The sequence below is a fragment of the Leucobacter sp. 1207-22 genome (assembly GCF_052850455.1).
In genome coordinates this window covers 497,048-516,609 of sequence record NZ_VXCR01000001.1, presented here as the reverse complement: position 1 = coordinate 516,609, position 19,562 = coordinate 497,048, and the positions used below count along the sequence as shown (strand labels likewise).

The window sequence follows — 19,562 nt, the reverse complement described above, 5'->3', positions numbered from 1 at the left end:
AGTTCGGGATGCATCCCAGAATCGACGGTTTTCGGCCGCTGGTCACTAGAGAAAACTAAGGATTCGAACAATCTGATTGTAGTATTTACAAGAATTGCGAAACTTCCTGTTCGGAACTCGTGTCGTACCGCGCGAGATTGCGTGGTCGACGCCGTAGCCTCGGCCGCAGGTTTCGTGGACTTTCACCGTTGAAAGGGAATTCTCACATGACCGAATCTGGGCGCACTGAGATTGATCGGCTGAAGACGACGCTCGAAATCACGCATTCGTTGCTTGCAGCAGTCTCATCGACGGATCCCGTTAAAGCGCTTGTCTCTCGCATCGCAAACCTGTGTCGAGGTGCAGCTGCGGTCTACAACGCAGAAGGCGATGTCGTCGCGAACACGGGAGAAGCGCCTGCAAGTCTCATTTGGTATGAAATTGCCGAGACGGTGCAACCTGATCATCAGTTTGTGGTTGGCAGATGGACGGTGCGTACGCGGCGCGTGGCCCTGCAAGACGGGGTGCACGTGATCGCGATTTCAAGCCGCGGCTCCGAGACGATCGAGCTCATTGGTGACCTGCTGCTCGATACCGCTGAACGGCTGCTTGGCGCGGTACATGGCATCCAATACGGGGCGAGCCAGCGAGACCGACGTGAAAATGAGCAGCTGCTCTCGGTACTGCACGATGGGCTCCTGCCAGCACGTGAACATCGAATCTGGAACAGGCTGGGGCAATTCGGCTTCACCGCATATGCGCCAGTGCGCGTGCTCGAAATTGCGCCGCGAGAGCACGAGCCAGCATCTGGGGTGCATCTTGAGCAGCTCATCGCCCAGGCACGCGCCGATCAAGTGCCAGCACTCATGATGTTGCGACGGCCAGATCTTGATACTCCAACGGTAGCGTCCGCGGTCGTGCCAGATACCCCAGCAGCGGACCATTGGATGCGCATTATCGCGAAGGACTTTCTTGTTGGCGCAGCAGCGCCGACGACCTCGCTCTCCGCCGTGCCAAGCTGTGTGCGCGAGGCCGAGACCGCACTCGATATTGCGCGTGGATGGGCCTCCGCAAGCGAGACCGTTGCGCCGCTTGATCCGGTGCTCATTGACCAGATCGACCTCTCGACGTGGTTGCTCGCGCACGTTAGTAAACGTGAATTGCAGCGCCGGATCGAGCGCACCCTTGCGCCACTCGAATCGTCGCAGTTGCAAGACACGTTGGTGACGTACCTCGCAAGCGATCAGAGTATTACACGTACGGCAGAGGCGCTGTTCGTGCATGCAAACACGGTGCGATATCGCTTGACCAGAATCGAGGCGGCGCTTGGGTATCCGATTGCGTCGGCCTTCGGGCTCTCAAACCTCATCCTTGCGCTCTACCCAGCACTCATCGGCCGGTACGCAGCCTTGGGACACACGAGCGTGGGGGCTGTGCACCCCGTTGGTGATGTGCACGGCCCCCACAGTGCCGCGAGAAGCTGAGAGCGCGGCCTAGTTCGACGCGGTTCGGGACTTCCTGCGTACCAACAAGGTTGACGCACCTGCCGCTACGAGCAGTGCAGCGATTCCGGCAGCTGGGGCCCAGTCAAACCCGCCGGTGTGTGCGAGCGGGGTGGGGGTTGCCGGGTCAACTGGTTTTGGGGTGGGTCCAGGGCCAGGCTTGGGGCCTGGGCCAGGTGGCACGACAGATCCGTCGGTGACTTTCAGGTTGAAGAGCTTGCTGTGAGTGCCGAACACGTCTGTCACTGTTACAGTGAACTGGCTCGCACCTGAGGCGGTTGGCGTGCCAGTAATAGCACCGGTCTGCGCATCGAGAGTGAGGCCTGCTGGGAGATCACCGCTTGACCAGACCATGTCTGACTGACCGGTGGCTGTGATTGTCTCGCTGGGGTATGCCGAGCCTTTCGTTGCGTTCGGCAGGTCATCGGCGCGGGTGATCTCTGGAGCCTTGCCTTGCATCTTTGCAGGCGAAGAGCTTGGTGCCTTGCCCCAGAATGGGTCAAGGAAGTGCCTACGGTACTGCAGCGGGTAGGTTTCGGCGTTGACGGTTCTCGTGAGTGTGTTGTTGGTTTCCCCTGGAATATCGGTCCAGGTTTCCCCGTCAGGTGACGATTGCCAGATCGCGCCAAATGGGGCACCGTATGCTGCTCCCGGCTCGTCTTCTGTGAGTGCAAGGCCTTCGGCATCGGAAGTGAACATCACGGTATCGCCGAGACGGTCGACGACGGCATCTACTGGGTGGGTGATGCTTGGTGCAGTGATAAATCCGAGCCTGCGCATCTCAACGTCGTAGTAAATGACGTCACCGTTCTCTGGCATTCGATACATGCCGGTGAGGCAGCAGCCGGCATCGCGCGCACCGATTTCAGCATCAGGCCCAAGGCCACCACCGGGGGTCGGGTTGCCGCTTGCGATAAACCAGTCGGCCGCCGAGTCGGCGAAGACCACGCCAAACCCATTCGGGCCAACCTCGGTGCGTCCGAGCTCTTCTCCTGAGGGGAGAGCCAGGTTGACGAGTGTTTCGGGATCGTCGAAGTAGGTTCCCCAGAGCGAGTCTTCTGACACATCAAATCCCAGTGGATCGAACTGACCTGCTGGCCCCTCTGGGAGGGTTGCGATGACTTCACCAGAGCTCATGTCGATGACATTGATGAGTGAAGAATACGGGGGATTTGGGTCGTAGTAGGTTTCGAAATACAGGTTGCCATTGGTAGAAACACCGGTGATCGATGGCCAACCATCTTCGTCACGGATGCGCTTTGACGAAGTCACAGTGGCACCATTAAGCGTGAGATATTCGCCTTCGGCGGTAATTGCACTGATGTCACCCGCTGCGTTCGCAACGATGTGAGTAAATGAAGGTGGGTACGACTCTCCTGGGAGCGGGTCAATGACGAATTGCTGATGGGTACGAGTGGCGAGGTCGAAGAGCGCGTACCCGTCGTATGTGACGATTGGATAGACCGGGCCCTGAGCCTTTGGTGTCTGGGTCATGAGGTAGCCCATGTTGTCGATTGCGGGGAACGAGCCGGTGATTTGCCGAGTTTCGGTGTCGATGGTGTTGCCCTCGCCCCACGAGTTCAGCACGAACACGGTGCTGTCATCTGGAGATACGAAGAAACGGTCGGGTCCAGCAAGCTCCTCGACAATCTCGATAAGCGGCCGAGGGTCCGCTGCCGAAGCGATTGCCGGCGATGCAGCGACACCGAATGTTAGGAGACCTGCGACAAGGGCGAGGCCGGTAGCTCTGTTCACATCGACGTGCAAGACTTCTCCTTCTTGAGGGCATTCTTGCTCGTAGGCTAACCACTAAAACTTCATAGAGTCAATGGTTTTGTGCGACAGAACAACTCATCTTGCAACAGGTGTCGTTTGCGTAGGAGGTAGTCACATTGCGCGTGCAGATAAGGTTGAGCGCTGCAGGCCGTCAAAGAATATGACGGCCTGCAGCGCTCAGTGTTGTGGTGTTATGCGCGGCGACGCTTGATGAAGATCACTCCACCCGCGGTGAGCAGTACCACGGCCAGTCCGATGGTGAGCGCAGCCTGGAACTCGGATCCACCAGTGTTTGCGAGAGCCCCTTCGGCACCTGCATGTGCTGCTGTTCCGGTTCCGTTGCCGCCGTTGCCGTCAGCGCCGGTACCGCCGGTACCGCCATCAGATCCACCGTCACTGTTGCCACCGTCGCCAGGGGTTCCTGGGCCGCCCGGATCAACAGGTCCAGTGGTGTTGTCTGCCACGGTAATGGCGTGTGCGGTAGTGACGCCGTTGACAGTGACCTGCAGGTGAGCGGTGCCCGGAGCGATCGCGGTGAGGGCGCCGGTTGCAGGGTTGAAACGAACCACGCCTTCGCCAGCCTTCTCGCTCGCGGTCGTGCTGACTGCGGCTCCGCGCTTGTCGGTTTCGACCGAGCCATCATCGATGACAACGGCTTCGCCGCCCCAGTTCGCGCTCATTGGCCAAGCGACAGGAACGATCCGCCCACCATCCTGTGAAATGGTCGCGTCGACAGCGACAGTCTCGCCGACAGTCATCGCACCTGGCACCGCTGCGGTGGCGCCAAGGGTGAGCTCGTCGACCCGCGGCTTCACCTCTGCCTGCAGCCAGTTGGTACGGCTGGTGACTGGCGCCGGATCGAGTCCGACAATGCCCGAGTTCGGGTTAATGCCGAGCATGGCCCAGCCAGTGAACCCGCCCTGGTTTGGTGCGCCCGATGGTGATTTGCCCGAGTTGCCGGTGAGCAACGTCGAGACACCTTCGTGGCTCGTTGCGTGGAAGACACCCGCGTGGCCATTGATCGAAGCGATCGACTTGCCGGTGTCTGCACGGAACTCTGCGAGGCGATCCTGGTAACGCTTTGCCTCGATGCGGTCAGAGATCTGGCTGTCCTTGCTGCTCTTCGGATCATCGACCGGGTGATGCGCGAACACGAGTACGCCGGTAATGGTCGAATCCTTCTCCGCTTCAGCGAGCGCGTCCTCAAGGAAGCGCATTTGCTTCTTGTCAGAGCCGTTGAACGAGCCGTTTGCGGTGTTCAACGTGACAACCAGCGTGCTTCCGACCTGCTGCTTGGTCTTGGTTGGGCCGAACTCTGCGATGAAGTTCTCAATCGGGCCGCCCATGACCTCATGGTTGCCTGGCACGTATACCCAGGGCAGCTTGTCGCCGATTTCTTCGTCGAGGATCTTGCGTGCGAGATCGAAGTCCTCTGGGGAGGCCTCGTCAACGAAGTCACCGGTGATGACAAACATCTCTGGCTTTGCCGCGAGAATCTCACGCAGTGTCTGACGTGCGCCCTGTACATTTGCGCCATCTGGGTTGCGTGCAACGAACTGTGCATCGCTCATGACGGCGATTCGCTGTGCACGCTGGTCCACAGTGCCGTTGGTCACGACGAGCGGATCATGCACCACCGACGCCTGCGGCTGCGCGACCTCAGGAGCAACGACCGCACGAATATCAGCGAACATGGTTTCGCCCGTGTACTGCTTTGCAGCGGAGGTTTCCATCATGCGTACTCGCTCGAGCTTGAGCGGGTACGCGGTGCCGACTGGAACGTTGAACGTGAGTTCCTGCCAACCAGTCCAGCTGGTGTGAGGGCCATCAATGTTGATGGTGGTACCGGCACCGGTCTTCATCTGCAGGCGGGGCCACGTGCTATTGCCGTCACCGTGTACCCACATCTTGAGCGCCTTGGGCTGCCCCGGAATTTCGATGGGTTCAGGCGCAACGGCATATGCGCCACGAGTGCCTGTTGAGGAGGCGAAATCGTAGGTGAGCTTCAGTGCGTTTTCACCGTTCGGCCCGGTGGCGCCTTCGAGTGCGCCGGTTGCGCGGTCAGAACGGAATGTCCAGTCCTTGGCGTTACTGAGGTCCGAGACAGGGACTTCTTCAAGACCAATGGTGACCGCAACATCGACACGGCGGTCGCCCGCCGAGAACGACACAGTGGCTGCACCAGAAGGGGTGTTCGGGGTAATGGTGAACGTGTTGCCATCTACTGACTCAACCGTGACGTCTGCGCCAGCGGTGACCGTGAGATCTGAGGCTTCGAGGGGAGCGCCAAAGCCATCCTTGTCGAGACCGGTGATCGTCACAGTGGCGCTGTCACCGGCATCAACGAGCGAGATAACGCTCTGGCTAGCGCGGAGGCGGTCGAGCTCGCCGAGGACACGAAGTTCGGTCGTTGCGGATTTGCCCTCTGCAGTGAACGTGACAGGGGCGGTGCCTGGTGAGACACCCTTCACCCTCACGGTGTCAGCATCGACTGGCTCAAGCGTTGCGTTGTCGCCATCGATCGTGAACTCGCCTGCGGTGGTGAGGGCGCTGCGGTTTGCATCAAGTCCAACACCCGCAACCGTGCGTGAGAAACCGGGGAATACTGCGTCGGCGTCCTCAAGGTCAGACTGTGGCTTCGCCATCACATCTGCGAGGCCAGTGTTCTCGGCAGTCGACGAGAACACGAGACTGTTTGGAACGCTGCGCAAATGCCCATCTGAAGGCGCATTTGCAACGCTCAGTTCGTCAGTCCCTGGCTCGCGCAGCAGGAGGGTGCTCGATCCGCCGCCGTCAAGATTGACCGCATTGTGCGCGCCGAGCTCAACCATGAACTCACCAAGCTCGTCCAGTGCCATGCCGCGTGAGTGGCTCTGACGGCCATCGAGCGAGACAACGTAGACCGTGCTGCCGTCTGCACTCACACCTACCGCCGTACGAGGTTCGCCCTTGCCAGGCTCGCCCACAACCTGGCCATCAGCTACCAGACGTTGGTTACCGCTGATTGCCAGGTCGACATCAGCGCTCGCCGCGACGGCCACTGGCAGCGCATCGCCGGGTTGTACATTTGCGAAGTGATCGACGCCAGCGCCTCGAGCCAGCAACACCCCGGTGCCAGCTGGGATGGCAGTCGGGCCAGTGATTTCTGCGAGGTCAGAGGTCATGCGCGAAACAACGCCGTCAACGACTTCGACTCGAAGGAACTTCGGATCGATGTTTGCCGGGCCGCCAATGGCGCGTGAGATGGGGTACTCGCCCCACATTGTGGTGAAGTACCCGATGCCATCTTGCGGAATGCCAATATTGTTCACCGTACTGACGTGCTGCTGTACGCCAGCGATGTCGACGGTCGCGGCAGAGGTGAGTGCCTGAATTGCGGCGAGTCCCTGAGCGACAGTGAAACTCTCAACGGGTGAACCGCTCGTGGTCTTCACACCTTCAGTGGAAGAAACGTTTGTGCCCTGTGCCACGCCAGAATTGTTGATGTCAAAGAACGAGCCGTTGACTGCGGCAACTGCATGATCACCCAGCGTGTGTTCGGTGACAGGTGCTGGGCTCGTGAGGCTGCCAGAATCTCGAACGTCCATGCTGAGGGACGGGGTTGACAGGTCGGCGACCAAGACGTCTCCGGTCACCCAACCCTCGCCCTGCAAACGATCAAAACTGGTGGCTTTGAGACCAGGCGCGACCTGACGGGTGTCTGCACGCAGCAGGCTGGACTCACGTCCACCGAGATCGAGTCCGCCAGTATCTGGTGCTGCATAGCTGGCGGTGACGGGGAGCGGAGCAGCGAGGGCAACGCCGCTCGTGACAAGCCCGAGGCAGAGACCTACTGCGAGCGTTGTTCTTGTTGAAGTGCGGGAGAACCAAGACACGTTATTGCCGGAAACCTTTCCTTAATCCCAAAAGGCGCGCGAATCTTGATGTTGCTGTCTTGCAGCAGATGATCGCACGCGATTATTGAGCGTAGGGAGGCGAGCTTTCGCGCTGGTGAACGGACGGTAACAACCGAACGACGGTTAGGCATCGCATGCCGGAGGCCCGAGCTCGTGTTGAGCCCGGGCCTCCGGCATGCGTGATTCGCGCTGTGCGCGGTCGCGGCTACTTGCTGTAATCGTAGAACCCACGACCGGTTGCGATGCCGAGGTAGCCCTTGTCGATGTACTCAGTCTTGATGAGCTCAGCGAACTTGCGCTTCTCGGGGTCGGCGCTGTCCTTTGACAGGTTGTAAGGAGTATTCATACCGACGATGTCGTAAATCTCGAACGGCCCCTTGGGAGCGCCGGTCGAAATGCGCCAGGTCTTATCGATATCTTCCACGCTTGAGACGCCACGCACGAGCAACTGAGCAGCTGCATCGAGGAAGGGGACAAGCAAGCTGTTGAGCACGTAGCCTGGCTGTTCCTTATGGATACGCACTGGCTCCATGCCAATTTCGGTTGCGAACCCGACTGCCGCGTCGAAGGCTACCGAATCAGTGCCGGGATGCTCCATGATCTCGCAGACGTTGAACATCCAGATCTGGTTTGCGAAGTGCATCGCGAGGAACTTTTCGGGACGGTCGGTGAACGGTGCGATGTCACTCGGCAGCAGCGTTGAGGAGTTGGTCGCGAAGATTGTCTTCGCTGGGGCAACCTTGCTCACCTGCTCCCAAGTCTGCTGCTTAATGTCGAGGCGCTCAGGGACAGCCTCAATAATGAGGTCTGCGTCCCTCACGGCATCGGCGAGGTCTGATGATGGGCGGATCCGCGCAACTGCGGCGTCAAGCTTTTCAGAGGTGGCGCCTGGCACATCGCGCAGATACGCGGGCTTGAGCTGCTCCCAACGAGCAGGAAGCTTTGCCAAGATGTCATCGTTGATGTCGTAAGCTACGACGGTCTTACCCGCGTATGCCGACTGGAAAATGATCTGTGACCCGAGCACTCCGGTGCCGAGGACGGTGAGATTCTGCATACTTCCTCCAAGATGTTGTCGCATCTCGGTGGGTGCGCCGAGACGCTACGCCGGCGTTGGATGGCAACGACCTTGGCGATACATAGATTCTCGCAGAATTACCTGATCAAACTGTGTAAAACAGTGAAATTGTGACGAGTTTAAACATCCTTGTGCGCCCCTCACAAAAGAGGGTCGTTTTCGCGCGATGCAAGCCCTGGATTTGTGTAGGTTTCGCGACCTATTGGTGCGCCCATCGGCCCGAATTAACAGCGTCTTTTAAGCGTCTATGTGGCCGTAAATCGGTAATGTGAGGCTACTGCAACTTGACCCACGTGAAGGAACACTGTGAGCCATCGAAGTTCATCCTCTGACCAGGAGGGTCGATCTCCCGACCCCCTCGTTGTTCGAGGGGGTGAGATCAAATGATTGTTGCGGCACTGACGCTCCTGCTCGGGGTGCTTCTCACACTGGCCATCATCGTGGCCTGCGGCTTCTTCGTTGCCCAAGAATTCGCCTACATGTCGGTAGACCGGTCACGCATGACCGCGCTTGCTGAAAAGGGCGACGCCCAAGCGCAACGGGTACTCGCCATTACGAAGCGCACCTCATTCATGCTGTCCGGTGCTCAGCTCGGAATCACGGTGACCGGTCTGATGATCGGCTACGTCGCCGAGCCGTTGATTGGTGAATCACTCAGCACGCTACTCGGCGGCGTTGGCATCGACCCTGTCGTGTCTGTGCTCATTGGCACGGCAGCTGCGCTCGTGCTTGCCACGGTCGTCACCATGATTTTTGGTGAGCTGTACCCGAAGAATCTTGCGATTGCGAGCCCAGAGAAGCTGGCGCGGATGCTCGCAGTACCGACGCGCATCTATCTGTTGCTCTTTGGCTGGCTGATTACGATCTTCGACAAGGCCGCAAACGTGCTGTTGCGACTCTTGCGCATCGAACCGCTCGAAGACGTTGACGAGAGCGCGAACTCGCGTGATCTCGAAGCGATCATTGAGGAATCCCGTCGTAGCGGTCACCTTTCGGACGATCTATCGAACGTCTTTGACCGCATTCTTGACTTTCCGCAGCGCGACGTTGGGCACGCGATGGTTCCGCGTTCTCGGGTCGACGCGGTGGCAGCGGCCACCACAGTGGGGGAGATCCGCTCATTGATGGCGGCAGGACACACTCGTTATCCGGTCGTCGGGGCAAAGGACGAACCGGTTGGTCTCGTTGAACTCATCGACGTGTTGCGCGGTGAGTATGCAGATGATGCGCCGGTCACCGAGATGATGCGGCCTGTCGTTGTTGTACCGAACGCCATGCGACTCCCGTTGGCACTGCAGCGCATGCGTGAGACTGGCAACGAGCTGGTCTGCGTGATCGACGAGCACGGCAACTTCGATGGCATTCTGACGGTTGAAGACCTCACCGAAGAAGTCATTGGCGAGCTCGCTGACGAACATGACACCGACGCTGAGCCGTCTCGCGCTGTTGGTGCGAATGCATGGGAGCTCGCTGGCGATGTCCACCTTGATGAGGTCGAACGACTCATCGGCCACGACCTCGACGCTGACAGAGACGAGACCGTCGCAGGCCTGCTCATCCGTACACACGGTGACTTGGTGCCTGTGGGCACGCGGGTGCGGATCACGCTGCCCGCAAAACCCGGCGAGGTCGCGCAGGGCGTTCTTGTCGAACGCTGGCTCGAAATACAAGTGACCGAGGTGGAGCGCCACGTACCGGCGCTCGTCAATGTGGAGCTCCTTGAGCGCACGGATGTAGCGGACGCGGGCGCAGCGGACGCGGGCGCAGCACCGTTGAATGTCGCGAGTTCGGATGAGGAGGTGTCCCGATGAGTTGGTGGCTTGTCACACTGATTACCGTCGCGCTGATCATCGCGAGCGCATTCTTCGTGATTGTCGAGTTCGCGCTTCTTGCTGCACGCCGCCATCGACTGGAGGCTGAGGCCGACCAGAGCCGATCCGCGCGGGCCGCACTTCGCAGCATGAACGAACTCACCGTGCTCCTCGCGTTCGCGCAGTTGGGCATTACGATCTGTACGTTCTTGCTTGGTGCAATCACCAAGCCAGCGATCGACTATGCGCTGTCACCGGTGTTCCTTGCGTGGGGCATTCCCGCCGTGGCCGCTGACATCACCGCGTTCATGCTCGCACTGATTTTTGTCACCTTCTTGCACCTGGTGATTGGTGAGATGGCGCCGAAGTCCTGGGCTATCGCGCATCCGGAGACCGCTGCAAAAGCAACAGCGATTACCGCTCGCGCCATGACGTGGCCGCTGCGACCGTTCCTGCTGTGGATCAACCGGATCGCGAACCGTCTCGTGCTCGCCTCTGGCGTTGAGCCAGTGGAGAAGGCCGCGGCCGGCGGCCAAGATGCTGACACAATCAGGCAGCTCGTTGCGAACTCGCGTGCGGCTGGCGCGCTCGAAGAACAGCTCGCAGAGCCGATCGCGCACACGATCTCGTTGTCGACACTCACGGTGCGTGACGTGATCGGTGACGGTCAGCGCCCGACTGCAGTGCCGCTCACCGCCACTGTGCGTGATGTGCAATCCGCAGCTGCAGCGTCCGGGCATCTGCGCATTCTGCTGGGAACCGACGCTGACTGCCAAGTTGCACACGTGCGCGATTCACTCACGGCGGCACCTGAGGCCCCGGCAGCGAGCATCGCACGTCAGCCGGTTGTGCTCGCTGCTGATGCCACTGCATATGACGCGCTCGTGCAGATGCGTCAGGCACGGCAGCAGCTTGCGGTGGTGACCGACGCGGATCGACTCGTCGGCGTGGTCACCCTTGACGATCTGTTGCGCGAGATCCTGCCTGGAACAGGTGAAGCGCAAGCTGAGGCACCGCAGGTCACTGCATAGACCAAGCTCGTGCAGAGACCAGAGCCCGTTCACCGACAATATGTTGATGAACGGGCTCTGTTCACGCATCAGTGCGCCTGATAGCCTCGCCTCATGCGGAACGGCAATGATGCAACACGTATTCCTGGTGCTTTGACGAGCACGAAACTCGCGAAGTGGGACGCGGCGTTTGCCGCTGACCCAACAGCGAAACTTGCGATGAACGCGGTCACGCGCACCTCAATTGAGGAGGTTGCACTCGACCGTGATCGTTTGCTTGGTGTGCAACTCAGCATGTCGAACCGGCTTGATGACTGGAAAGCAGCAGACCAGAAGAAATCTGGTCGTTGCTGGTTGTTTGCCGCGTTGAACCTGCTGCGAACAGATGCGCGCAAAAAGCTCAAGCTCAAAGACTTTGAGTTCAGTCAGAACCACGCGATGTACTGGGACAAGATTGAGCGCGCAAACTACTTCCTCGAAGACATGATCGGCCTCGCTGATCGCGAGCCGAACGACCGTACGGTCTCGTTCTTGTTGGCGAGCGTCGCCGATGACGGCGGTCAGTGGGACATGGAGGTCTCGATCTTCCAGAAGCACGGCGTCGTTCCCAAAGAGCTCATGCCAGAGACTGAGTCATCGTCGTGCACAGCGGCGATGAACACCTCGCTGCGCACGCTGTTGCGCAAGGGGGCCAGGTTGCTGCGCGAGGCGGTCGATGACGGCGCGAGCGACGCTGAGATCTCTGCGCTCAAAGACTCGATTCTGCAGGATACCCATCGGGTGCTCACGATCCACCTCGGGGTCCCGCCACGCAGCTTCGAATGGCAGTGGAATGATGACGACCGCGAGTTCCACTCAGGCGGAACCTTCACACCGCAGTCCTTCCTCGCATCCTTCACCGACATCAATCTGGGGGACTACGTGTGCCTCGTTGACGACCCACGGGTCGAGCATCCGAAGGGTCGCACACTCACGGTCGCTCACCTCGGCAATGTCGTTGGCGGTCAACCCGTGCGCTACCTGAATACCGACACCGGCACGATGAAACGCCTCGCCGCAGCGAGCATCGTCGCGGGGGAGCCGGTGTGGTTCGGTTGTGACGTCGACCCGCAGATGGAAGCCAAGCAAGGCATCTGGTCGGCCGACCTCATCAACTATTCTGCGACCTACGGTGTCGACCTCGCCACGACGAAAGAAGATCGCGTGCGCTACGGTGACTCGGCGATGACGCACGCAATGCTGTTCACCGGTGTCGATTTGGTGGGCGGATCGGCCCGCAGGTGGCGCGTGGAAAACAGTTGGGGTTCTGAAAAGTTCGACAAAGGCTTCTGCACCATGGACGATTCGTGGTTCGACGAGTATGTCTTTGAGGTCGTCGTCCACAAGGACTCGTTGCCCGCAGACCTAGCGGCTGCGTTGCATGAAGATCCGATCGTGCTCGATCCGTGGGATCCGATGGGCGCTTTGGCCTGATCCGCGCCCCACGAGGAAAATACCTCGCGCAGAGCGTGCGTCCGCAAGGCCTGCGGCCGTAAGAAATACGATGGCGGCCCCTCAGGAACTGAATCCTGAGGGGCCGCCATCGTGTGCTGTCAGCTGCTACTTCGCGGTCGCGAACTCGAAGCTGTTATCGGCGTTCGATACGAAGCTCGTGATCGAGTTGTCGACGACAACCGTCTGCACGGGCTGTACGAGCGGAATGAACGGACCAACCTGAGCTGCCTTCTCGAAGAGCGCCTCGTATGCGGGTCCACGATCGTCGCCCGAAGCTTTCGCTGCGGCTTCCTTCAGCGCCATAACCTCGGGAGCGGTCGATGCTTCCCAGCCTGCACGAAGTGAGACCGAGTCACCAGGGGTGAACGTGAGGTAGTTGGTGGGGTCAGGGAAGTCTGCACCCCAGTTACCGATGCCCATGGGCTGCTTGCCTGAGCGGTAGCCATCGAGCTGGGTTGCTGCAGGTGCTGGCTTGAGGTCGATATTGATGCCGGCTTCCTTCAGGTGTGCCTGGAGCGACTCTGCGAGGAGCGCGATGTTCACACCGAGCACGGTTGAGTCGCTGTTGTAGTGGAACGGAATCGCTTCGCCGTTGTAGCCAGCCTTCTCGAGGGAAGCTTTGACCTTCTCGAGGTCGCGCTGTGGTGCTTTATCGACGGGGACTGCGCCGAGGAACTCGTTGGGCACGACACTTGCCATGCGCGATGCGCCCTTGCCCGCGAGCTCGAGTACCTTGTCGTAATCGACCGCGTAGCGGAGTGCTTCACGGAAGTCCTCGTTCGAGGTGATGTCGCTGACCTCAGGATTGTCATTCGAGAAGATGTAGATGGTCTTGGTCGAGGGAACCGACGAAACCTGCACCGAGCCTTCTGGCAGGCTTGCGACCTGGTCAGGGCTGAGGTCGAGCACGACGTTTGCCTGGCCCGACTGGATATCGGTGAGCTGTGTTTCTGCCGAAACATTGTTCATGACCACGCGCTTGAACTTCGGCTCGGGGCCGTTGTAGTGCTCGTTGTAGGTGAGTACAACGCGGCTGTCTGGTTCGTAGGTTTCGATGACGTACGGGCCTGAGCCCTGCGAATTGGTGTTGAGGAACTGCTCAGCACCGTCCGACTCATCGGTGGTGCCACCGTTCTCCTTCACCACCTTTGAATTCAGGATGCCGAGGTTCGAGTTCGGAAGGATGTAGGGAATCGCTGGGTTGGCAGTCTCGCTGGTGAGCGTGACAGTCTTCTCATCTACCTTCGCGACGGTCACGCCGTCGAGGTAGAACGAGGGGTTGCCCTTCACACCCTGCAGGCGCTGGAACGACCAGACGATGTCATCGACGGTGACGGGGTCACCATTCGAGAACTTGGCGCCAGAGTCTTCACAGGTGAGGGTGGTCACGAGGCTGTCATCGGTGATGTCATATGAGCACAGGCCGTCGATCGGCTTGGTGAAGTCACCGTTGTCGAAGTTCAATACGGTCTGGTAGATCGCGTCATCGACGGTCGAGCCGGTGAACTCGAACTGGCGAGCCGGGTCAATCGTCATGAGGTCGAAGCTGGTCTGCACGACGAGGGTGTCGCCACCCTTCTTCTCACCGGCGTCGCCGCCCTTGTCGCCGCTACTGCACGCCGTCATGGAGGCTGCGAGGCAAGTAATTGCTGCAGCCGAGATCATTACTTTTGGATACCGCTTCATTGCGTACTCTCTTCTTCATTGAATCAAGCAGGGTGATCTCATCAGAGGAATCTGATGAGGGTATATAGATTTTTCCGAACTGAAACATCGCGTGGGGCCGAGTGGCTCGGCACCCATCACTGTGCGGGCGTCATACCCCGGGAATGACCCCCTTCCCATCGACGATCGGAATCGCCCCGAGCAGACGCTTCGTATACGGGTGAGCTGGAGTGTTCCAGATGGTTTCGGTGGGGCCGGACTCGACAATCTTGCCGGCCTCCATCACCGCCACACGGTCGGCGATTTCACGCACAACTGAGAGATCGTGGCTGATGAAAATCATTGATGCTCCCGACTCAATCGCGAGGTCGCGCATGAGTTTTGCGATCCGCGACTGCAAAAATGCGTCGAGTGACGCGATCGGCTCATCACCGATGAGCACCTTGGGCCCCGCAGCAAGTGCCCGTGCGATCGCGACGCGCTGTCGCTGACCGCCAGAAAAGGCGTGCGGGTACCGGTCGGCAGCGTTTGCTGGGAGGTCTACGGCATCGAGCAAGGCCTCGACGTTCCAGCGTCCTGATGGGTCGAGCGCAAGCGCATCTTCGATCTGGGCGCGGATCTTTCGTCGCGGGTTCAGCGAGGCGTACGGGTTCTGGAACACCATCTGAATGCCCATCATCGCTGCACTTCGTTTCTTGAAGCCGAGTGGCTTGACCTGATTGCCTTGGTACTCAATCGAGCCTTCAGAAGTCTTTTCGAGACCACAAATGAGCTTTGCGAGCGTGGATTTGCCGCAGCCGGACTCACCGACGAGACCGAGCACCTCGGATTCACCGAGCTCGAGTGAGACGCCGTTCACCGCGCGGAATCGGCCGCCACCGTTGAGTTTGTACTCGCATTCCACGTCTGTGAGCGTGAGGAGGGGTTCACCAGTGTTCATCGTGCGAGCTCCGTTCCTGGCAGCGATTCAATGAGCGAGCGCGTGTATGCGTGCTGCGGGGTGACGATGACCGACTCACGGTCGCCGATCTCGACGACGCGGCCGTGCTGCATGACGACGATCTTGTCTGCGACCGATGACAGCACGCCGAAGTCGTGTGTCACGAGGAGGACCGCGAGGTTGAACTCGTCGCAGAGATCGCGCAACAGCTTGAGCACGCCAGCTTGAACGGTCACGTCAAGTGCGGTTGTCGGCTCATCAGCGATGAGCACGCGGGGCGAGGCGATGATCGCGGTCGCGAAGGCGATGCGCTGCAGCTGGCCACCAGAGAACTGATGCGGATACTTTTTCAGCGCCTCTTCTGGGTTCGGCACTCGCGTTTTCGCGAGCATCTCGGCAGCTCGCTTGAGCGCATCTTTTTTACTGATCTTTTCGTGGTGTCGAATGTGGTCAGTCACCTGCTGGCCGATCGACAGCATCGGATGGAAGGCCGACGCCGGGTCCTGGAAGACCATCGCGAGCTGGTTTCCACGCAGATCGTTGTGCTGCTTTGGCGGGAGGCCGACGAGCTCCTGGCCATCAAAGTCGATGCTGCCGGAGAGCTTCGCCCCATCAGGGGAGAGCCCCATAATCGCCATGCCGGTTTGTGTCTTGCCTGAACCTGATGCGCCAGCAACTCCGGTGATGGTGCCTGCCTCAAGCGTGAAGGAGACATCGTGCAAGATGTGATTCGCACTCGGTCCTTCACCAACAACGAGGTTGAGGTCTGTGAGCTTGATGACGCTCATGCGTTCGCCCCCTGTACTTGCTTTGCAGTGCGCGGGTCAAGGGCATCGCGCAGGCTGTCACCGATGAAGTTGAAGCCCATGACCACCGTCAAAATACAGATGCCGGGGAAGAGTGCGATCCACCATGCATTGAACTGTGAGACGCCTTCGCTGATCATTGCACCCCAGTCGGGTGTTGGTGGTACCACGCCGAGGCCGAGGAATGACAATCCCGCCATGGTGAGGATGGCTTCGCCGACGCCGAGCGTTGCGAGCACAACCACCGGTGACACCACGTTGGGCGAGATATCACGGAAGAGCGAACGCCACGGACTAAATCCGAGGAGCCTGCCTGCCACGACGTACTCACTGTTGCGGGCTGACATGACGAGTGCGCGGGTGGTTCGCGCATACCCCGGCCATGACACGATGAGGATCGCAATGATCGCGTTCTTCAAGCCTGGGCCGAGGGACGCGGCGATGACCATCGCGAGAATGATGGTGGGGAAGGCGAAGACGAGATCCGCCAAACGCATGATTGTCTCATCGACCCACTTGCCGAAGTAGCCCGCGATCGCACCGAGAATCGAGCCGATAAGGGCCGAACAGAACACCACGAGCAGTGCAGCAGGAAGGCTGGTCTGCGCCGACATGATGACGCGCGAGAGCATATCGCGGCCGAGGCTGTCGGTACCGAGTGCGGTGACTTCACCTGGTGCGGTGAGGCGTGGGAAGACCTGGGCGAGCGGATCATGCGGTGCAAGGAGCGGCGCAAAGATCGAGACGAGGATCCAGAACACGAGAATGATCGTCCCTGCGATGCCAAGGGGAGTGCGGAGGGACTTCGGAAAGCGCCAACGCCAGCGACGGATGCCGAGGTTGATTGCCTCGGTAATGCTTGTAGTGGTCACTTGACCCTCACTCTCGGATCGACGAGACCGTAAATGACATCGACGAGGAAGTTCACGGAGATGTAAATGATGCCGATGATGAGGCCGACACCCATGATGACGGGGAGATCGAGGGCTGTTGCGCCTCTGAACGCGAATTGTCCGAGGCCGCCCCATGCGAACACCGTCTCGGTGAGCACGGCGCCAGAGAGCAATGATCCAAACGCGAGACCAACGACCGTGATGATCGGGACAAGGGCGCCGCGGAAGATGTACTTAAAGGTGACGGTGCTGCCCGGGAGGCCCTTTGCCCGGGCCGCGGTGACGTAGTCGAGGTTCATAACATCGAGCACGCTCGAGCGGCTGAAGCGGGCGAGCAAACCGACGGTGAAGAGGGCGAGTACGCACGACGGCAGAATGAGGTGCTGCAGCGCGTTGGTGAAGACTTCCATGTCTCCCGCGAGCAACGAGTCAATCGTGTACATGCCGGTCACGTGCGGTGGGGGAGTGACCCACGGGTCGAGACGGCCAGCACCACTGATGATTCCGAGCTTGAACGACAGCACGTAGTAGCTCACGGTTGCGACCCAGAACGTCGGTGCTGAGATGCCGATGAGGCTGATCGCGCGAACGATGTAGTCGGTCGGCTTGTTGTGACGCAGCGCGGCGAGAAGCCCGAGCAGCAGGCCGAAGAAGATCGCGATGAGGATCGCACCGAGGCCGAGTTCAGCCGAGGCCGGGAAGACTTTGCCGATCGATTCGGTCACTGGGATGCGGGTCTGGTTCGAAATCCCGAGGTCGCCGTGGAGCAGGTTCGTGAGATAGGTCCAGTACTGCACGATGAGTGGCTGATCGAGCCCAAGATCGATGCGAGCCTGGGCCACCTTTGCTGGGTCTGCCGATGCGCGGTCGCCCAGGATTGCCTGGACGGGGTCGGCGGGGACGAGGTTGGTCAGCAAGAAGGTGACGACGGTGACGCCCCAGATGAGGAGCAAGCTGATTCCTAAGCGAATCAGGACGTAGCGCAACAGGGGGTGCAGTTTCGGCGGGCGGATCCGTGGCTGCGAGCCTGTATCGGTGATGGTCGTTGTTGCCATGGTGCGGCCTACATCACGTATGAGCTGGTCGGGGCTGCGGAGCTGGGTCTTGCGGTGGAACGTTTGTGGGGGAGCGAATGGGTGATGTAAAGATCGCGTCGTTGCGTCATAGTCACTTTCGTTTCTGGAGCTGGCGTGCTGGTGCACGCGCTGGTTCCGGAAGGATTCAATTGTTGAGGGCAACCCCTGCTCGACTTTGAGAGGGCTGAGTGTTGACCATGCAACATCATTTATGCGACTTGGTCAAGAGATTTGTGACGTATGATCCCAAGCTTGATTGAAACTGGCGTGTTTCAGCGCGTAAATTGCATTGCCTTGGCGTGTAGGTCAGGGGGATACGAATCGTAAAACTTGTCGCTGGGGACCTCTGCGATCGGCGCGGAATCGGACGATGGAAGTCTTTCTCGCAGCCGCAGCCGCAGCCGCAGCCGCAGCCGCGGCTGCAGCCGCAGCCGCCGCAGCCGCAGCCGCAGCCGCAGCCGCCGCAGCAGTAGCGAGACACATGGTGCTGTGACTTTGCGCGGGAGGCTGTTGCTCACACCCAAAACGCAAACCCTGTATTCCGGTTTACTCACCGTCGTTGTGGAGAACGAATTCAAGCGGTGCTGCAGCGCTGCATCATTGCAAGACCAACTTCGGTCACACGCGATCCTGCAGGAGGAAAACTACATGAACACAACTACGCGCAACCGCCATACGCCGTTCGCAACACACGTACGCCAACTGCGAAGACACCTCGAACGTATACGCCTTCGCATGTTCTACAAGATCCGCAGACTGCGGCGAGAAGAACGCGGGGCGGTCACCGCAGAATACGCACTGATCATCATGGCAGCGGTTGCATTCGCCGGGCTACTCATCGTCATTATGCAATCTGGCGAAGTGAAATCGATGCTCATGGACATTGTTCAGAAAGCCTTGGGCGGCGGGTAGGTGCTTGCAAAGTTCCTACGCGAAGAACGGGGCAGCGTGACTGCTGAGTTCGCACTGACCTTGCCCATGGTGCTGCTGGTGTTTGGCATCGTCGTTGGCGGTGTCTCCATGGTCGCCTATCGAACCGGGCTCACAGGTCTTGCCGGGGCTGTGGCTCGCCTTGAAGCGCGTGGGGATGCAGAACTCGCGGCTCAACTCATCGCGCAGTTCCCTGCAAGGCCAGATATCTCACGTGAACGGCGGGGCGAACTACTTTGTATCTCCGCAGCAGCGAGCCCAGGCACCGGGCTACTCAGCATGCTGCGGCTCAGCGCTCGGGGCTGTGCGGCAGTCAGCGAGGGAAGACCATGAGCGTGCCGGTCGCGGTCGGGTGTATCGCTGCAACCGTGGTGTGTGGGGGCGTCGTGCTTGGCGCAGCGCAGTATTCGGTTGCAGTTGCCGAGGCGAGCGCAGCATCAGATGCTGCTGCGCTCGCCGCAGCTGACGCGTTGCTAGGTCTGTTTGAGCGGGAACCATGCGACCTCGCTGGAGAAGTCGCTGTGGCTGGAGCAGCTGAGCTGGTGTCTTGTGAGGTGGACGCCAGCACCCTGTCTGTTCGCATCACCGTGCATGCGACAGGCGTAGGGCTCGTTGCCACCGCATCGGCACGCGCCGGGCCACCTGACATGCAGAAAGCACCCTCGTAAGAAACCCACTGGGTCAACAGCTCGACACCCGTGAGAAA

At 59.8% G+C, this 19,562-nt stretch carries 16 protein-coding genes; 8 read left to right on the top strand and 8 right to left on the bottom strand.

What is annotated here, in order from left to right; all coding sequences use genetic code 11:
• The first annotated feature begins 206 nt into the window (after positions 1-206).
• Positions 207-1,463 carry a PucR family transcriptional regulator gene (locus tag FW756_RS02340; RefSeq protein ID WP_446428572.1) on the top strand — a complete coding sequence of 419 codons (1,257 nt, stop codon included), beginning with the start codon at positions 207-209 and terminating at the stop codon, positions 1,461-1,463.
• Positions 1,464-1,472: 9 nt separating this feature from the next.
• Here FW756_RS02340 and FW756_RS02335 read toward each other — a convergent pair whose 3' ends face one another.
• From FW756_RS02335 to FW756_RS02325, 3 genes are all read right to left on the bottom strand, one after another.
• Complete coding sequence (locus FW756_RS02335; RefSeq protein ID WP_446428571.1) at positions 1,473-3,248, bottom strand: Ig domain-containing protein; 1,776 nt, start codon at positions 3,246-3,248, stop codon at positions 1,473-1,475.
• A gap of 200 nt (positions 3,249-3,448) precedes the next feature.
• Positions 3,449-7,132 carry a phosphodiester glycosidase family protein gene (locus FW756_RS02330; RefSeq protein WP_446428570.1) on the bottom strand — a complete coding sequence of 1,228 codons (3,684 nt, stop codon included), beginning with the start codon at positions 7,130-7,132 and terminating at the stop codon, positions 3,449-3,451.
• Positions 7,133-7,358: 226 nt separating this feature from the next.
• Entirely contained in the window at positions 7,359-8,210 is an 852-nt protein-coding gene (locus FW756_RS02325; RefSeq protein ID WP_446428569.1) for a 3-hydroxyacyl-CoA dehydrogenase, read from the bottom strand.
• Between the two features lie 404 nt (positions 8,211-8,614).
• On the opposite strand from FW756_RS02325, the gene FW756_RS02320 reads away from it, so the two are divergent.
• From FW756_RS02320 to FW756_RS02310, 3 genes are all read left to right on the top strand, one after another.
• The gene (locus FW756_RS02320; protein WP_446428568.1) at positions 8,615-10,042 is read left to right on the top strand and encodes a hemolysin family protein; all 1,428 of its coding nucleotides are present in this window, start codon (positions 8,615-8,617) and stop codon (positions 10,040-10,042) included.
• Entirely contained in the window at positions 10,039-11,073 is a 1,035-nt protein-coding gene (locus FW756_RS02315) for a CNNM domain-containing protein (RefSeq protein ID WP_446428567.1), read from the top strand. The genes FW756_RS02320 and FW756_RS02315 overlap by 4 nt, the downstream gene beginning before the upstream one ends.
• 93 nt (positions 11,074-11,166) lie before the next feature.
• Positions 11,167-12,525: an aminopeptidase C gene (locus FW756_RS02310; RefSeq protein WP_446428566.1), complete on the top strand. Its 1,359-nt coding sequence runs from the start codon at positions 11,167-11,169 to the stop codon at positions 12,523-12,525.
• Between the two features lie 126 nt (positions 12,526-12,651).
• Here the strand turns inward: FW756_RS02310 and FW756_RS02305 are convergent, their stop codons facing one another.
• The 5 genes from FW756_RS02305 to FW756_RS02285 form a co-directional block, all read right to left on the bottom strand.
• A complete protein-coding gene (locus FW756_RS02305; RefSeq protein WP_446428565.1) occupies positions 12,652-14,232 on the bottom strand; it encodes an ABC transporter substrate-binding protein in 1,581 nt (526 codons plus the stop codon).
• A 130-nt stretch (positions 14,233-14,362) separates the two neighbouring features.
• Positions 14,363-15,151: an ABC transporter ATP-binding protein gene (locus FW756_RS02300; protein ID WP_446428564.1), complete on the bottom strand. Its 789-nt coding sequence runs from the start codon at positions 15,149-15,151 to the stop codon at positions 14,363-14,365.
• Positions 15,148-15,939: an ABC transporter ATP-binding protein gene (locus FW756_RS02295; protein WP_446428563.1), complete on the bottom strand. Its 792-nt coding sequence runs from the start codon at positions 15,937-15,939 to the stop codon at positions 15,148-15,150. The genes FW756_RS02300 and FW756_RS02295 overlap by 4 nt, the downstream gene beginning before the upstream one ends.
• Entirely contained in the window at positions 15,936-16,829 is an 894-nt protein-coding gene (locus tag FW756_RS02290) for an ABC transporter permease (protein WP_446428562.1), read from the bottom strand. The genes FW756_RS02295 and FW756_RS02290 overlap by 4 nt, the downstream gene beginning before the upstream one ends.
• Complete coding sequence (locus FW756_RS02285; protein WP_446428561.1) at positions 16,826-17,905, bottom strand: ABC transporter permease; 1,080 nt, start codon at positions 17,903-17,905, stop codon at positions 16,826-16,828. The genes FW756_RS02290 and FW756_RS02285 overlap by 4 nt, the downstream gene beginning before the upstream one ends.
• Positions 17,906-18,296: 391 nt before the next feature.
• Here FW756_RS02285 and FW756_RS02280 point away from each other — a divergent pair, with 391 nt between their 5' ends.
• The 4 genes from FW756_RS02280 (at position 18,297) to FW756_RS02265 (ending at position 19,524) form a co-directional block, all read left to right on the top strand.
• Positions 18,297-18,419 (top strand): hypothetical protein, encoded by a 123-nt coding sequence (locus tag FW756_RS02280; protein ID WP_446428560.1) that lies wholly within the window; start codon positions 18,297-18,299, stop codon positions 18,417-18,419.
• A gap of 155 nt (positions 18,420-18,574) precedes the next feature.
• Positions 18,575-18,838 carry a DUF4244 domain-containing protein gene (locus FW756_RS02275; protein ID WP_446428559.1) on the top strand — a complete coding sequence of 88 codons (264 nt, stop codon included), beginning with the start codon at positions 18,575-18,577 and terminating at the stop codon, positions 18,836-18,838.
• A 36-nt stretch (positions 18,839-18,874) separates the two neighbouring features.
• On the top strand, positions 18,875-19,189 hold the full coding sequence (locus FW756_RS02270) for a TadE family type IV pilus minor pilin (RefSeq protein WP_446428558.1): 315 nt from the start codon (positions 18,875-18,877) through the stop codon (positions 19,187-19,189).
• Complete coding sequence (locus FW756_RS02265; protein ID WP_446428557.1) at positions 19,186-19,524, top strand: Rv3654c family TadE-like protein; 339 nt, start codon at positions 19,186-19,188, stop codon at positions 19,522-19,524. Before FW756_RS02270 ends, FW756_RS02265 begins: the two co-directional genes overlap by 4 nt.
• The last annotated feature ends 38 nt before the right edge of the window (positions 19,525-19,562 follow it).

Coding starts and splice junctions, on each gene's coding strand:
- FW756_RS02310 (WP_446428566.1), top strand. CDS start 11,167: ATGCGGAACGGCAATGATGCAACACGTATTCCTGGTGCTTTGACGAGC.
- FW756_RS02305 (WP_446428565.1), bottom strand. CDS start 14,232: ATGAAGCGGTATCCAAAAGTAATGATCTCGGCTGCAGCAATTACTTGC.
- FW756_RS02285 (WP_446428561.1), bottom strand. CDS start 17,905: ATGGCAACAACGACCATCACCGATACAGGCTCGCAGCCACGGATCCGC.
- FW756_RS02325 (WP_446428569.1), bottom strand. CDS start 8,210: ATGCAGAATCTCACCGTCCTCGGCACCGGAGTGCTCGGGTCACAGATC.
- FW756_RS02300 (WP_446428564.1), bottom strand. CDS start 15,151: ATGAACACTGGTGAACCCCTCCTCACGCTCACAGACGTGGAATGCGAG.
- FW756_RS02340 (WP_446428572.1), top strand. CDS start 207: ATGACCGAATCTGGGCGCACTGAGATTGATCGGCTGAAGACGACGCTC.
- FW756_RS02265 (WP_446428557.1), top strand. CDS start 19,186: ATGAGCGTGCCGGTCGCGGTCGGGTGTATCGCTGCAACCGTGGTGTGT.
- FW756_RS02275 (WP_446428559.1), top strand. CDS start 18,575: ATGAACACAACTACGCGCAACCGCCATACGCCGTTCGCAACACACGTA.
- FW756_RS02280 (WP_446428560.1), top strand. CDS start 18,297: ATGGAAGTCTTTCTCGCAGCCGCAGCCGCAGCCGCAGCCGCAGCCGCG.
- FW756_RS02320 (WP_446428568.1), top strand. CDS start 8,615: ATGATTGTTGCGGCACTGACGCTCCTGCTCGGGGTGCTTCTCACACTG.
- FW756_RS02295 (WP_446428563.1), bottom strand. CDS start 15,939: ATGAGCGTCATCAAGCTCACAGACCTCAACCTCGTTGTTGGTGAAGGA.
- FW756_RS02315 (WP_446428567.1), top strand. CDS start 10,039: ATGAGTTGGTGGCTTGTCACACTGATTACCGTCGCGCTGATCATCGCG.